The sequence below is a fragment of the Flavobacterium sp. UBA6135 genome (assembly GCF_002428305.1).
Lineage (GTDB): Bacteria > Bacteroidota > Bacteroidia > Flavobacteriales > Flavobacteriaceae > Flavobacterium.
The window spans coordinates 1-14,970 of the sequence record NZ_DIVJ01000014.1 but is presented as its reverse complement, the minus strand read 5'-3'; the positions used below and the strand labels follow the sequence as shown (position 1 = coordinate 14,970).

The window sequence follows — 14,970 nt, the reverse complement described above, 5'->3', positions numbered from 1 at the left end:
GTACCTTTGCACCTCAGAAACTCTAAAAATGAAACTACTCACCTACAAAACAAAACACACCGAACCTCGCTTAGGTTTTTTACACAACAATCGCATCATTGACATGGAAGACTTTGGAGAAATATCCAATTTTCCATTGCCAATTGATATGCTGGATTTAATCGATTTGGGATTTGAAATCATCGAAGAAATCACCGAAATGATCAATGAAACCAGAGAAATCGACTTCGAGCAAATCGGATATACTTTCGAGGAAGTGGAAATCCTCGCTCCGATTCAACGTCCGCGAAAAAACATTATCGGAATTGGTTTGAATTATACCGAACACGTGGCAGAAAGTGCCAGAACGTTAGATACTACCGGAAAATTACCTCAAAAACCAATCATCTTTTCTAAACCGCCAACAACTGTTACGGGGCCAAATACCAATATCCTATTGAACCCTAAATTGACACAACAATTAGATTGGGAAGTAGAATTGGCTGTAGTTATCGGAAAACATGGAAAATATGTTGCAAACAAAGAAGCGTTGGATTATGTTTTTGGCTATACGGTCATTAACGATATTTCAGCTCGTGATTGCCGCCGTGAAGGACAATGGATTGTTTCTAAGGGTCAAGACACGTTTGCACCAATGGGACCGTATTTGGTAACAAAAGATGAAATTCCGGATCCACATAACTTGAATTTATCCTTAAAAGTGAATGGGGTTGAAAAACAAAATTCCAATACCAAATTCTTATTGTTCAATATCAACGCATTAATTGAAGATTTAAGCACCGTTTTCACGCTCGAACCCGGCGACATCATTGCAACAGGAACACCCGCAGGTGTTGGTGCCGGTCGTAATCCACAAGAATGGATGTGGGATGGCGATGTGGTAGAAGCCACTGTGGAAGGCATTGGGACAATTGTGAATACGGTGAAGGAGATTAAGTAGGCAGTCTCAGTTTTCAGTAATCAGTTATCACCTTTGCGAACTTTGCGTAAACCTTTGTGCCCTTTACGGTTAAATAAAAAAATATGAAAAAATACAGAATAGGCCAAATCGTCCCCTCCTCAAACATCACCATGGAAACAGAAATCCCTGCTATTTTTAGAGCTAGGGAGACCATTTTACCTGAACGTTTCACCTTTCATTCCAGCAGAATGCGAATGAAAAAAGTAACCAAAGAAGAACTAGAAGCCATGGATGCCATGAGCCTGAAATGTGCCCAAGAATTATCGGATGCTCATGTTGATGTTATGGGTTATGCGTGCTTGGTCGCCATCATGAGTATGGGTCGAGGCTACCATTGTGTCTCGGAAGTGAATTTACATCAGGAAACCATAGCCAACGACTTCCCTACCCCAATTGTGACTTCTGCCGGTGCTTTGATAAACGGGTTGAAAGTTTTGGGTGCCAAACAAATCTCAATCATAACACCTTACATGCGTCCGTTGACCAATATGGTAGTAGATTATATCGAACACCAAGGATTCAAAGTAAAAGAAAGCATCGCACTTGAGATTCCCGATAACTTAGAAGTAGCCGCACAAAATCCAATGAACTTATTGGAAATCTACAAGCAATTGGATTTGACGGATGTGGATGTTTTAGTGGTTTCTGCTTGCGTTCAAATGCCATCCTTGGAAGCAATTGATATGATTCAAGCGGAATGCGGCATTCCTGTCACGTCAGCAGCAGTTTGTACCACTTATGAAATGATGAAAAAATTGGGTATTGAGGCCAAATCAAGTATTGGTGGCGAATTGTTGAATGGGAAGTATTAATAACAATCATTTAAGATAATCTTACCATAAATCAAATTATCTTTTTTTAAATTTGGCTATCACCAAATACAACTAAAAATGAAAAGAAAAGCAACAGCCGTATGGAACGGTACAGGAAAAGAAGGCAAAGGCCATTTAACCACACAAAGCACCGTATTAAACAAAACCCAATATTCGTTTGGATCGCGATTTGAAGAAGGTATCGGAACCAATCCCGAAGAATTAATTGGAGCCGCTCACGCAGGTTGCTTCACCATGAAGTTGAGTTTCAATTTAACCGAAGCGGGATTTCCGCCAGAAGAATTGCAAACTGAAGCACAAGTTACTTTTGAAGACGGAGCCGTAACCCAATCACATTTGGTGTTGAAAGCCACTGTGGCAGACATCTCTGAAGAAAAATTTGCCGAATTGGTAAAAGATGCCGAACTGAACTGCCCGATTTCTAAACTATTGGATACGGCAATATCTGTTGAGTTTACTTTGAATTAAACAAAAGACAAGCATACAACTAAAGGACATGGAAACGTGTCCTTTTTTACTTTAATTTAGAAGCACAACGTTTACACAAAGCCAATTGAGCTTTATCAATTGTTGCCACACTTTCAACAGCATCCGTCATCACACAAGTTTTATCGGCACAATGAGGTAACCCCAAGTTATGACCAAATTCATGAACAGTTACTTTCTTTAAGCGTGCAAAGTGTTTTTCGGTATTGTGATGTTGGATTCGGAAAGTAGAAACAATACAACTGTTTCCCGGACAATAAGCCAAACCCATAATACCCCAATCTGCATACTTGGAAGCAGGATCTTTTATCTTGCCGTCACTGCCTTTTTTGGTAACCGAAATATCTTGAGAAGTTAACCCTAAAATATAATCAAAGGAAGTTGCTATGGTCTGTTTTTGTATTTTAATCAGGCTGTCTGCTCGATACCGAGGTGATTTTACAGTAGTAAATGCCTTTTTAGGATGTTCTATTTCTTCCAATACCACAGTTTGCAAATCATAAAATGTTGCAAGGGTCTTAGCAATCGTATCCGTTTTCTCTTTTGGAAAACCTTTATAAGGCTGAATTCCAACAACCGTATTGGAATCGATCTTCGATTGACAGGAAGCTAAAACCAACAGTAAAATAAAAAGGTATTTATTCATTTTAAATTAGAAAATTAGGTTTAAAGAGATAGTAAATTAAGGTTATATGAAAACATAAATACGCTTATTTATTCAAAATCAAATAATCGTGTGCAGTAAGTTCAAGATTACCTGTTAAGGTAACATTTTGATTGTTCAATGCATTCGTCCAATTCCCTTGTAAGTTAACAGGTACTGCTAAGTTTTTACCCGACGCACGACTGTTGATTATTACAAGCAATTTTGCATCGCCTAACGTCTTTTCAAAAACAATCAAATCCGGATGGTTGACATAATTAATCGTGCCAATTTTGGCCACATCCGAACTGCTGTAAAACTGCAACATCGTTCGATAGGCTACCAACATATCCGCATTGGCATTCCATGAAATCGGTTGCCCGGAGGTATAAAGGGTTGGATTGCTTACCCCTACCTCTTGTCCTGAATAAAGTAGCGGCGTACCATTCATGAACAACGTAGCTGCTGAAGCTGCCAGTGCCGCTTTTTTAGTGCCAAATACACCAATTGGCGTGAGTTCGTTCGATAAATCATGATTGGTAGTAAACCGTAATTTTCGCTTTCCTGAAGGAACGGATGCGATTTCACTAAGGTGTGTGGCATACAGTTGTCCCGCATTGCCGTTAGAAACAAAAATACTTTTCACGGTATTGTAAAAGTCCCAACCAAAATTCATTTGAAATCCGGCCGAAAAATGATCGTTTCTTGTACCTTCAGCTAAAAACAGCAAGTTTTTTGGGGAACTACTTTGCAACGAAGTGATGGCTTGTTGCCAAAAATCAAACGGAACTAAATCGGCCGCATCACATCTGAATCCATCAATACCGGCTTCTGTAATCCAAAACTTCATCGCAGCAATCATTTCTGCTCGCATGTCGGTATTGGTAAAGTTTAAGTCGGCCACATCGGTCCAGTTTGTTCCCGCGGGATGAATAATATTTCCCATCCCGTCTTGGGTATACCAGTTGGGATGTTCCGTAATCCATGGATGGTCCCAAGCCGTGTGATTGGCAACCCAGTCCAAGATAACCGCAATATTTCTTTCGTGAGCTGCTGCAACTAAATTTTTTATGTCATTGAAGTTCCCCAACTGCGGATTGATACCCTGATAATCTTTCACACAATACGGCGAACCAAATGAGTTAACCGTACCAATGGGATGAATGGGCATCAACCAAATGGTGTTAATTCCTAACGTTTGTAAGTGGTTCAATCGGTTGGTAATGCCGTTGATATCTCCTGTTGCACTAAATGACCCAATATTGATTTCATACATCACAATATCTTTGGTGTCCGGTACCGTAAATTCAGGTGTATCGATGGTAGAGGAACCCTCAATTTTACTGCAATTCAAAAATAAGTTTGCTAATAAAACTAATGGAAGTATTTTTTTCATTGATTTTAGGTTGTTGAATAGGCTTTTTTTAACTGTTTTTACAAATGAGTATCTCAACATGAACCTATCGAAAAGGATTATGTTTTCACAAAATTAAGTTACTTTAATTAATTTTGTTCCATCTAATGCCTATTTGATTTTTTGTATGCAAATCATTTCTTATTTCTTTAAACCACACAGTAGGCACATAGAAAACGTTCATAAATACAATTGCTTCACTTGCTCGATACCGCTCGGTTCTTGGTTTCGAAGAGCACGCTTTAGAGTTGTTTATTTTGATTGAATAATAAAATATAATTAATTTTCTAGTTACTACTTCTTTAAAACTTTACTACTACTACTCTTTTCCCCTGAAACGATTGTAACAAAATACATACCTGCAGCCAATTCACTAAAATTCAGGTTTATTTGTCTTGAATTGGGGTGAAACTCTTGCAGAAGTTGACCAAACACAGAATAAACCCGCACAATATCTATTGTGTCTTGCTCTGATGTGATATAAAACAAATCTTCAACCGGATTGGGATGATATTTCAAACTAAGTTGTTGTGTTGAACCAACAGTTAACAACGGGGCATACAGTTCAAAATTATCAACATAAAAAGTGGTTTCATTTCCGCTTTGCGTTCCGTTGCCGGCAACAAAGGCAAAACGAATTTGAAAGGATTCAGGTAATTCAGTGATGGTAACTGTTTGCGGTTGGTTTGAGATAGGTGTTCCATTATTCCAAACATACAAATCAGACCATGTATAGCCGTTGTTTATTGTGTATTTTAAGGTAATACTGTCATCACTATCAAGTGTAGCTGATCCAAATTCATTGAGTGGTGTTAAAGCGATATCAAACTTAAGCGAACTATTTTCTACTAAATTGAATTTTGGGGAAATCAACCAAGCTCCAGTTGTGTTACCTTGTCCCACCATATCGATTTTAGCAGATGGATTTGAAAGATCTGCCGCAAAATTAGTCGTCTGTTGCCAAAACAATTCGGGATCTTCATTTCTGGCTAACAATATCAGTTCTTCTCCATTACTGCCAATTTCCCAACAGTTTTCTTCAAAAGCAGTAAGATCGGACACATAAGGAATGGTCTCCGTACAATTCAATGCATTGGTAAGTGCTTCTTGACCAATAGAAAAATTATCGAGTCGCAACCCTCTGCCAAAATAGGAATTACTATTGCTGTAATAGTTATAGCGAAACACCACATTGGGCTGATTTTGTAAAAACGATACATCCATTTTTACAGTTTTGATTAAGCCATCCTGCCAACTCCACCCCGGTTGATTAAAAGCTGTTAAATGTTCCCATTCGTTATAAAAGTTTACTGATGGGCCTGATAAATCATCTAAAAGCAACCAAGTACTACCCCCGTTGAGGCTATACTCCATTGTACCACCGGTGTTTCCCGGAGATCCAACACACATAATATCAAACGACATTACTAACGGTTCAGGGTCAGTATAGGCAGTAAAATTGAAGGCGGGGGTATAAATGTGATACAAAGGTGTCATTTGTGCTTGCCAGGCTCCAAGTGGCACTTGCTCTGTAGCTAAAATACCGTCAAATAGTCTATCGTGAATACTGGGACTATGTGATACCGGAATTCTATGTTTTACTCTATAATTGGATAGTTCCTCTCCAAACATGTTTGTATAAGCATAACCATGCCACCCATGTATAACGTCTTCTTCAAAATCCTCAAAATACGGGTAAGTGGTTATCCCTGAAAGGCCTAATTCCCAAAATCCTATATTATTTCCAAGGTTACTGTCGCTGGTTAGGTTTTGACTGTCAATAACATAAATAAGATACTGATAGGTAGAAAAATCAGTAGGTACTGAAAACTCCAGATTTTGATAGTTTCTGTAATCCGGACGCACTCTGGGAAGTGCTGTTGTTCCTAAATTAAAATCAGATGCATCTAAAGTGGTGTCAGTAGACAAATAAAACGTAACATCAGTTGCATTACTATATGCAGTACCACTATTCTTGACCGACATGGAAAACTTCAATAAATCTGCCTGACTGCTCCAATACAATATTTTGTTTGATGTGATATGCAAATCAACTGCAGCTTCTTTGATTTCAAAGTTATCAATAAGTGCTCCTTCAAGATCTCCATAGGTATTAACCTGATTCATATTAAAATGGTCTGATGCCAAATTAAATCGGAAACGAATACTTGATTCTTCTTTCAAATGAGATATATTGACCATGTATCGTGTATTTCTGTCACTATCTCTGGTATCATATTGAATTTGATTGGTAAAATTAGGTTCACTTTTTGCAAATAATTTACCGGTAGTACTTTCCTGGCTGTAGACATCTAGCCCGTTGTCATTGTTATAATGCATTATTGTATACCATTTGGTATAATCCATAGTCAAAATTGCATTTTGTGGTTGCAACAGGTGCCATGTGGCACCATTATCTACAGAATAGCTCATATTTTCAGAAATAAGAAGAAAACCACCGTTTATGTTATCAAGCAACATATCAAACGCTAACACCGGATCTACGGTTGTCGTAAGATCAAAAACAGGGGTATACAAATGCATGCGACTCATTGGTGTTATTTGACCGGTTGCTTTTGTAATCCATGCATTTTCTCCCGAAAAAGCTTCGTTAAATACTTGTCCTTGTGGAGAGGCTAGCTCCCACTCATCAACACCCAAAGTGGCATCATGATCCCAAAACATAGCATTGGTTTCAAAGTCATTAAAATAAGGTACAGATAAAGCCGGCATCACCTGAACGGGAATTACCCCGCTATTATTCGTCTCAATAGATTCACTAATTTGATTAGTGGCATCCAGCTGATAAATAATATAATACGTGCCTATCGTTTGCGTTGGCTTAATAAAACTAAATGCTTGCTTTTTTTCAAGTTTATGCACCATGGTTTGCAACGCTTCATCAAATTGAGAATAGGTTAAAGCATATAAAGTCTGTTCGCCTAACAATACATCTGAAGCATCCAAAACAGCATCATTAGACCAATAAAACCTTGTAACAAAGTTACTGTTTGTTACCACTTCCGGATTTACGTTATAATGCAATACATCGGTGGCACTACTTACCGTTAAAAAACGATTGTTGCTGTAAATGCCTTCAATCGTTAAATCGGCTTTATCCGGGCCCACATAAAAATCATCAAAAATAATTCCCTCAGGTTTTAAATAGCTGCCTTGATAGGTGATTCGAAATCGTATGTTCGCATTGGAATTGATACTTTCATCAAGTGGAATTTTTATTAACTCCCATTCGTCAGACAAATTTTCGGGTAGTTCATAAAGAAAATTCCATGTGTTGGAACAATCGACGGAATATTGAATATGGTACGTATTTCCACCGGCACCAACATACCACGGGTAGTGGCATTTGTACCAAAAACTCAACAAAAGAGGGTCACTGGAAGAGCCCAAATTAAAATAAGGTGTTTCCACACATTGAAAAGTAGTGTCAGGGTGTTCAGACAACGTATTACTTGTGTGCCATGCATTCACTCCGGAATGTGATTTTTCAATATGATGTCGTGTGCCCAAACCTCTGCTCCACAAAGTGGGTGTGCTCGGATTGGCTCCTAAAACTATTCGCCAATTGTCATCGGCAGTCTCAAAATCAGTAGTATACGGCAAATTAAAAATTGGCCTGACAATAACCGAAGTATAGCCTATATTATCGTCTTCGTTGTTTTCCGCCAAAACATTTAAAACATCGTGCTGATGGAGCACATAATACTGACCGGGCAATGTACCCTCCGGAATAGTTATTATTTTATTTAAATTAGCAATGCTGCCGGAAGTAGTAAAATTACTGAAATCCAATAATTGATCATTCGCATCAAGTGTTGTGTCAGTTGACCAATAATAGTGTGTAAGAATTACAAAACCTTCCGAATATTGATTCGAAAATTGGAAACTGGTCTTCACTTCAATGGTTGGACATAATGGGGAAATTTCAACAGGAAAACCATTTACGGCCTGAATGTTGTAATACTCGGGCTGAATTTTAAAACTGTCTATCACCCACCCAAAACCGGTAGTAACTCCCAATGTTAACATTCGAAACCGAAACTTAACATTCGAAAAACCTTCTAGAAAAGAGATGTTTATGGACGACTCTTGGTATGCAAGAGTAACAAAACTAAATCCCCCATTAGACTGCCAATTTTTCTTTAAGGTAGTATTCGGATTCAACAACTGCCAAGACAAACCATTATCTGTTGAATAGTCTAAATAAAAACCACCGTTATTGATATATCTTTTGTGGGTGAAAGACAAAACAGATGACGAACCTAAGGCACTAAAATCAAACGAAGGCGACTCCAAAACACGATTTGAACTTGCATTGGGATTTGTGTTTAACTTGGTTTCCCATGCTCTGGCAGTAACATCTGTAACAAACGAAGGAACGCCTCGTTGCCAATCATCAATTCCGGTAATGGCATAGTGTGTCCAACCCTCATCAGAATCCGGATGGTTAAATTCAGTTAGATAAGGAAGGTTAATTTGAGAATAGAAAACAGCTGAGAAAAACAAAAACAAAATAGTAATTTTCTTCATATTTGTATAAAAATCATGTGAATGAATTAACGGATGCTAAAATACTGTATTTATGTAATGCAACTGTATTTTTTTATTAATTATAACCCGTTAGTTAGAATTATTTAATTCAAGATTATTTTGTTTTTTTACCACTAATTCTCGAATTATAAATTATTAAAACGCAATAATTTGTTCATCTTCGATGAAAATTCGAATTAAATCTAATAATTACTATAAAAAATTAGTGGCCCGAGCGTAGCGAACAGACAAAGTAAATTAGTGGCAAAATTATTTTCCAAAATTTAATTACACCCAATGGGTTAATAAAAAAAATTAGTGGCCCGAGCGTAGCGAACAGACAAAGTAAATTAGTGGCAAAATTATATTTAAAAGTAGGAACTGAAACTATAAATTTACTTCCTCAGTTCAACTATCGGATACGCTGATAATTCAGAAGACTTATTCTTTGTTAAGCCACACAAATGGATTCGTCAGCGGGGGTTATGCTAAGGTTCATTTTGAACATAGCTCTTGGTATTTTGTTCAATTGCTTTTTTAAGATTTAAAAGATTCGTTTCTTCCTGATTCTTTAGTGAACTTCCCATTAACGCCAGTATAGATTTTGAAAGTATGCCATTTCCTGCTGCTGTTGTGATGGAATGAATTTTTGTTTTTCCATCAACGGAAGTAGTTCGTATTTCATAATCCATATCCATAAAATCAGATTCATATTTCATAGACATCATTTCATTGGGTTGGATGTCCGTTATTGTTTCTTTAATGGCTATAGTTTCTCCGTTATTGTCAAAATAAACCGTTGACACCGCTCCTATAGTTCCCGGAGTACCGCTATTATGTTCAATTCGTTGAAAGCCGGGCAACCATTCCGGTAATTTTTCAGGGTCTTGCAGTACGTCCCACGTTTCAGTCATCGGTTTATCCACTACTAGTTCACATGCATAAGTGGCTTTTGGTTTGATCAATCCCAAAGCTAAAAATCCGATAATCAGGATTCCGATAAGTACTAAGGCATATTTTAAATACTTCATGATGTTTCTTTTTAATTGGTTATTTTTCTGATTTTGTTTATCTCATCAAAAGTAAGACAAAGTTTAGTTTCCCTTATTTCCCCCTCACCGCCTCCTCAATCAATTTCTCCAATACACTAACATCAATATCCGCTAATTTATTGATGTAAAGACAACCGGCACCGGTTTTGAACTTGCCTAGCTTCGCCAATAAGTCGGCTTGTTTGTGGAGGTCAAAAACAAGGTGCAACGAAAGGTTGGCTTTGCGGGGTGAAAACCCAATCAGAAACCAATCCACTTCCCTACCCGTTTTGGGGCTTTGGTATCGCTTGATGCCAAAACCGATGAGTGAAGCCCCCCACATTTTAGGCTCTTCCCCACTGTACTTTTTCATCAGGTCAAGAATGACCGTACTGTCTTTACGTTGTTGTTCGTTTGTTACGGTGTTGATGTAATCGGCAACGCTGGCAGTGGTTTGTTGTGTTTTTATTTCGACTACTTTTCCCATGGTTGTTTTTTAGTAGGATCAAATATAACGAAGTTTTCGTTTTATGCCAAAGGATTTGATTGGATTGTAGGGTCAAGTCGCGACTTGTCCGTACAGTGCCTGAAAAAAAAACATAATCTGCGAATCAGATGTTAAAAAAATCCGCCCCAATCCGCAAGTTAAATAATACATTTATCACATGTTATTCCACATTTGGTCGACATTCCTTCGGAAGTTGTTCGGAAAACACCCCCTTTTTGCGAAGCTCTTCCGAACAAGTCCCGAACGACACCCGAACAAAACCCCTAGTTTTTTTCAAAAAAGGTGTCAATTGATCTCAAAAGGCGTCAAAACCAATCAAAAGCTATCAAATCCGGTCAAAACCAGTCAGATTCGCTTTATAAAACAGCGTGAAGAACAGGAAAAAAGTGGTTTACACGTTCGCAATTGACATTTACACTCTAGCAAACGGCAATTACACCTTCGCAAATGGCAATTACACTTTAGCAAACGGCATTTACACTCTAGCAAACGGCAATTACACCTTAGCAAATGGCAATTACACTCTAGCAAATGGCAATAACACCTTGACAAACGCCATTTACACGCTCGCAAACGGCAATTACACCGTCGCAAACGGGTGTTACATCATCAAAAACGGGTGTTACATTATCAAAAGAGGCAATTACACCATCGCAAACGGGTGTTACATTATCAAAAGTGGATGTTACAGCTTCAAAATCGGGAGTTACATCATCAAAAGCGGATGTTACATCATCAAAATCGGTATCTACACGGTCAAAAGCGGTAATTACACTCTCGCAATTGACATTTACACTCTCGCAAACGGCATTTACAGCTTCACAAACGGTATTTACACTCTAGCAAACGGCATTTACAGCTTCGCAAAGGGGGTTTACACTCTCGCAAATGGTATTTTATATTTACTTATCTGGTTTAGATTTTCAGATTTTTAGATTATTTGATTATTTAATTCTTTAGATTATTTGGATTGTTAGATTTTTAGATTATTTTATTTTATTTGTTTTTAATTATTTGATTCTATTTGTTCGATTTTGGGTTTGATTGATGCAAAACGGGATTATGAATGACCGGATTGAAATCCGGCCCTACACTAGATTCGAGCCTACGGCTCTTTGAGGTTTGAGGGGGGTGGGTTTGTTTTGCAGTAGCGGGTTTTATTTATTGTAAAGCCACATGAAGGGAATTGTGCGGCAGCCGTGAAATTTCAATTAAATATTCTTTATTATTTAAAAAAATTATCTAAGCTATTAATTAAAAAATCTCGATCTTTTAATTCTATTCTATAAAAATCATTATGAGCTTCTTTTAAAGTATTTTTTGTAAAATAGTTTGATGTTACAACAATTCCTTTTAAAGCATTTTGTGTATCCAAAATACCATTTAATTCTCGGATTATACTCGGTTGAATTTTGTTTTTTGTGTGTTTACATTGTAGAACTATTTTAAAATCACCTACAGATGTATTTCTATTTACACCAATTATGTCTACACCTTTGTCTGCCTGATTCCAACGCCCTACTCGTTTGACTTCAAAACCAAAATTTCCATAAATTTTACTTACTAAATCTTCAAAACCTTCAGGGTGTAAAAAATCTAAGTATTTGGGGTTTTTAGTGATTTCATATATAATTTTATCATTTACTTCTCGAATACTTCGAAATTCTTCCTTAAAAAGATTATAATCAGGTATGAGAATTTGAGGTGAATAGATTTGTGAGGCAAATTGTTGAAATTCTATTGAGTATTTATAAAGCGGAATAGAGGTAGTAAAATTAATTTTATCATATATAATAACTTCTATCATATATTTTTTTGATGGATCGTTAGTATTAGAAACTTTATCTAAATTAACAATTGTTGCTAAAAGACCATTATATGGTCCCGATGTAAACTTTATTTCTGTACCATTATAAATATGAACAATGTCTTCTGCTTTTGCATCCTTTAAATTATTTAACTTAGGATTTACAGAGTACAAACGAAATGTTTCTTTCATATGATAAAGTGTTAATAGCTAATTTTCTTGGTGTGTTATAACTTAAAATTTTAATAAAAACCAACTTTAGAACAAGCTTCAAACCCACAATGTTGATAAACCTATGTTAATACTTTTTTTAATTCATTTTTGCTTTTAATTTGTCCCAAAAGGTGACTTTTTCATTTGATTCGCCATCTTTAGTGAATTTTATTTTATTCCAATGTTTGTCTAAATCCTTAATCGTTTTTATTTTTAGTCCTCTTATATTGATTTCCGTCAATCCCGATTTTAAATCTTCTGCCATATTTTTATAGAGAGCACTATTTTCTTTTTCTACATTGCTAACCTCTACATCTTTAATTTCTGAACTGAAATCAGTCGAGAGTCTTTTCCATAATTCAGCGTCTTGATAATCCGAATTATAACAGATAATAGGTTTTTGATTATCATTTATATTTACGAACTTTATAATTTCCGAAAACATTTTTGTCTTTTGGTTTTCGTCCAAATCCGTTTTTGTCAAGTCGTCAAAATAAATTCTTACTCCATTAACATAGGTCGACCATAATTCATACTCTTTTCCATTCAATTTATAGAAAATCCCTTCTCCTCGAAAACCAAATCTAATATGCGAAAAGTTATTCATTTTATCTGTTGACATTGGTTTAGTCAAATGTTTTACAACTAATTAATACCACCAAATATATAAAACTTTTTTAACAACAGCTCACCTAAGTCTTTCTATGTGAAAGGCACAGCGAACGTCTCTGACTTCGCAGTAAGAACTTTATAGTTCTTAAAAATACGAACTTAAAGACACTTTCTTTTTATCAAATATACTATAAATTTGAAATAATTTATCGCTGCGAAGTCAGAGACGTTCGCAGAGCAGAGAGCACACTTCGAATAGCTGGCAAAGCTCTCCCCCACAACCTTAGCACCTTCCCATCTCCGTAGCAAAAATAATTCGTGTAATTCGTGTAATTCGTGGCAAAAAAAAAAAGAGCGAAGCTCTAATTCGTGCATTCGTGGCAAAAAAAAAGCCCCCAACCAAAGTCAAGAGCTTTAAAATCTCAAATTTATTTAACATTACGAAGCAATCCTCATAGAAACCCCCTCATTTAACTGCACATTAACATCCGTACGCTCATTCGCCACAATAGCAACAGGCTGAGTATGCGTCTCATAACCCTGAAGTTCAAAACTCACATTATAAACCCCTGCCGGTAACGACTTAAACTCAAAATTACCATTGCCCGTCGAACGCTTACTAACGCCCAAACTACCAATACGAACCACAGCTCCGGCCAAAGCCTCGCCCATCTCGTTCGTAATCGAACCTCGTAAAGACAACTTGCGATAACCCGGTGTAACCAACTTACGACTAAACGTATAACGCTCATAAAACTCCGGATGACTCCATTCCAGCATCTTAACATGAACATCCATAGCCGCTGCCTTAGCACTACAAACACCCAAATACTGCGAAACCAATTCCGTCTGAACCCTACGGTCAACAATAGCCGTCCGTGGTTTCGGCAACCATTCCATATACACCGTAATAGCAGCCTGCAAATCAGTCAAATCCTGAGCAACAACACCATAAGCCCCCAAAGAAGCCAACAACGCCGTCCCCTCATCATGAACCATTTGACAATAATCCATGCTAAGCGAATCCTTCATTTTAGCAATACTCGAACGCGACTTGTTCACCTTGCGAAACAAAAACCAGTTACCACTATCATAAGCATATGCCCGGATTCTACTCGCAATATTCATACTCAAATCAACCATAGCCGTCTGATATAACTCCTTTTCAACACGGGCTCCCGTACGGTTATAAAGTTGATCCTCACTCGCTGCTCTTAAATCATTTAAAGCAGTTACAAATTCCTGATACGCCGAATTAAAATTCGGCATCAAAGCCAAAACACTAGCATCAGAGTTCTGTACAAACTCTTCAACTACAATAAACATCGAGCGTTTGCTCTCTTGTCTTCTGTTCATAATTTCAAAAATTAAGTTGATAAAATAGACTTGGGGTCCAACACCTCTTTGGTGCATGACAAAGCTATAAACAAAAATTTAACAAATAAAAACACACGCATTTTCACAAAACACTGATTTTAAGGATTTTGCAGTAAATCTTAATTTTAGCATTTATTTTCTTATTAAAACAAGAGTAATTGTAAGAATAAATAAAAAATAATCGACAAACAACACAAATTTTTATGGCGGTTTTCTGCATAAAATAACTAAAATCCTCAAAATCAACCCCTAAAACAATCAATTTTAAGCAACAAAAAACACCAAAAACGTCGTCTTCCTACAATTTCATGCATTTAATCGCAAAAAACAACCCATTCATCGACCATAAAACACCCACCCTCCTTTTTGTCATTGCGAACAACGTCGAAGACGAGATAGCAACCTCCTACGCAGTAGGCAGCTTATCACCAAAGTTTATCACCTTAGTTTATCAACTTCGTTTGTCATTGCGAGCGACGTCGCAGACGAGATAGCAACCTCCTACGCAGTAGGCAGCTTATCACCACAGTTTAT

At 37.0% G+C, this 14,970-nt stretch carries 12 protein-coding genes; 4 read left to right on the top strand and 8 right to left on the bottom strand.

The window, feature by feature from the left end; genetic code table 11:
- Positions 1-28 precede the first annotated feature (28 nt).
- The 3 genes from B3L86_RS04190 to B3L86_RS04180 all read left to right on the top strand — a co-directional run bounded on the left by B3L86_RS04190 (position 29) and on the right by B3L86_RS04180 (position 2,262).
- Positions 29-940 (top strand): fumarylacetoacetate hydrolase family protein, encoded by a 912-nt coding sequence (locus tag B3L86_RS04190; protein ID WP_291115342.1) that lies wholly within the window; start codon positions 29-31, stop codon positions 938-940.
- A gap of 83 nt (positions 941-1,023) precedes the next feature.
- A complete protein-coding gene (locus tag B3L86_RS04185) occupies positions 1,024-1,773 on the top strand; it encodes a maleate cis-trans isomerase family protein (protein WP_291115341.1) in 750 nt (249 codons plus the stop codon).
- A gap of 78 nt (positions 1,774-1,851) precedes the next feature.
- Entirely contained in the window at positions 1,852-2,262 is a 411-nt protein-coding gene (locus B3L86_RS04180; RefSeq protein ID WP_291115339.1) for an OsmC family protein, read from the top strand.
- Positions 2,263-2,308: 46 nt separating this feature from the next.
- Here B3L86_RS04180 and B3L86_RS04175 read toward each other — a convergent pair whose 3' ends face one another.
- The 5 genes from B3L86_RS04175 to B3L86_RS04155 form a co-directional block, all read right to left on the bottom strand.
- Positions 2,309-2,926 (bottom strand): matrixin family metalloprotease, encoded by a 618-nt coding sequence (locus B3L86_RS04175; RefSeq protein WP_291115337.1) that lies wholly within the window; start codon positions 2,924-2,926, stop codon positions 2,309-2,311.
- A 64-nt stretch (positions 2,927-2,990) separates the two neighbouring features.
- On the bottom strand, positions 2,991-4,319 hold the full coding sequence (locus tag B3L86_RS04170; protein WP_291115335.1) for an alpha-amylase family glycosyl hydrolase: 1,329 nt from the start codon (positions 4,317-4,319) through the stop codon (positions 2,991-2,993).
- Between the two features lie 312 nt (positions 4,320-4,631).
- A complete protein-coding gene (locus tag B3L86_RS04165) occupies positions 4,632-8,888 on the bottom strand; it encodes a CARDB domain-containing protein (RefSeq protein ID WP_291115333.1) in 4,257 nt (1,418 codons plus the stop codon).
- A gap of 488 nt (positions 8,889-9,376) precedes the next feature.
- On the bottom strand, positions 9,377-9,919 hold the full coding sequence (locus B3L86_RS04160) for an SRPBCC family protein (protein WP_291115332.1): 543 nt from the start codon (positions 9,917-9,919) through the stop codon (positions 9,377-9,379).
- Between the two features lie 73 nt (positions 9,920-9,992).
- Positions 9,993-10,406 (bottom strand): DUF1801 domain-containing protein, encoded by a 414-nt coding sequence (locus tag B3L86_RS04155; RefSeq protein WP_291115330.1) that lies wholly within the window; start codon positions 10,404-10,406, stop codon positions 9,993-9,995.
- A gap of 389 nt (positions 10,407-10,795) precedes the next feature.
- Between B3L86_RS04155 and B3L86_RS04150 the strand changes: the two genes are divergently transcribed.
- On the top strand, positions 10,796-11,362 hold the full coding sequence (locus tag B3L86_RS04150; protein ID WP_291115328.1) for a hypothetical protein: 567 nt from the start codon (positions 10,796-10,798) through the stop codon (positions 11,360-11,362).
- A 290-nt stretch (positions 11,363-11,652) separates the two neighbouring features.
- On the opposite strand, the gene B3L86_RS04145 is transcribed toward B3L86_RS04150, so the two are convergent.
- The 3 genes from B3L86_RS04145 to B3L86_RS04135 all read right to left on the bottom strand — a co-directional run bounded on the left by B3L86_RS04145 (position 11,653) and on the right by B3L86_RS04135 (position 14,415).
- On the bottom strand, positions 11,653-12,426 hold the full coding sequence (locus B3L86_RS04145; RefSeq protein ID WP_291115326.1) for a restriction endonuclease: 774 nt from the start codon (positions 12,424-12,426) through the stop codon (positions 11,653-11,655).
- Between the two features lie 118 nt (positions 12,427-12,544).
- Positions 12,545-13,069 (bottom strand): hypothetical protein, encoded by a 525-nt coding sequence (locus B3L86_RS04140; protein ID WP_291115324.1) that lies wholly within the window; start codon positions 13,067-13,069, stop codon positions 12,545-12,547.
- A 428-nt stretch (positions 13,070-13,497) separates the two neighbouring features.
- Positions 13,498-14,415, bottom strand: a complete 918-nt coding sequence (locus tag B3L86_RS04135) for a carboxypeptidase-like regulatory domain-containing protein (RefSeq protein WP_291115322.1) — start codon at positions 14,413-14,415, stop codon at positions 13,498-13,500.
- Positions 14,416-14,970: the final 555 nt, after the last annotated feature.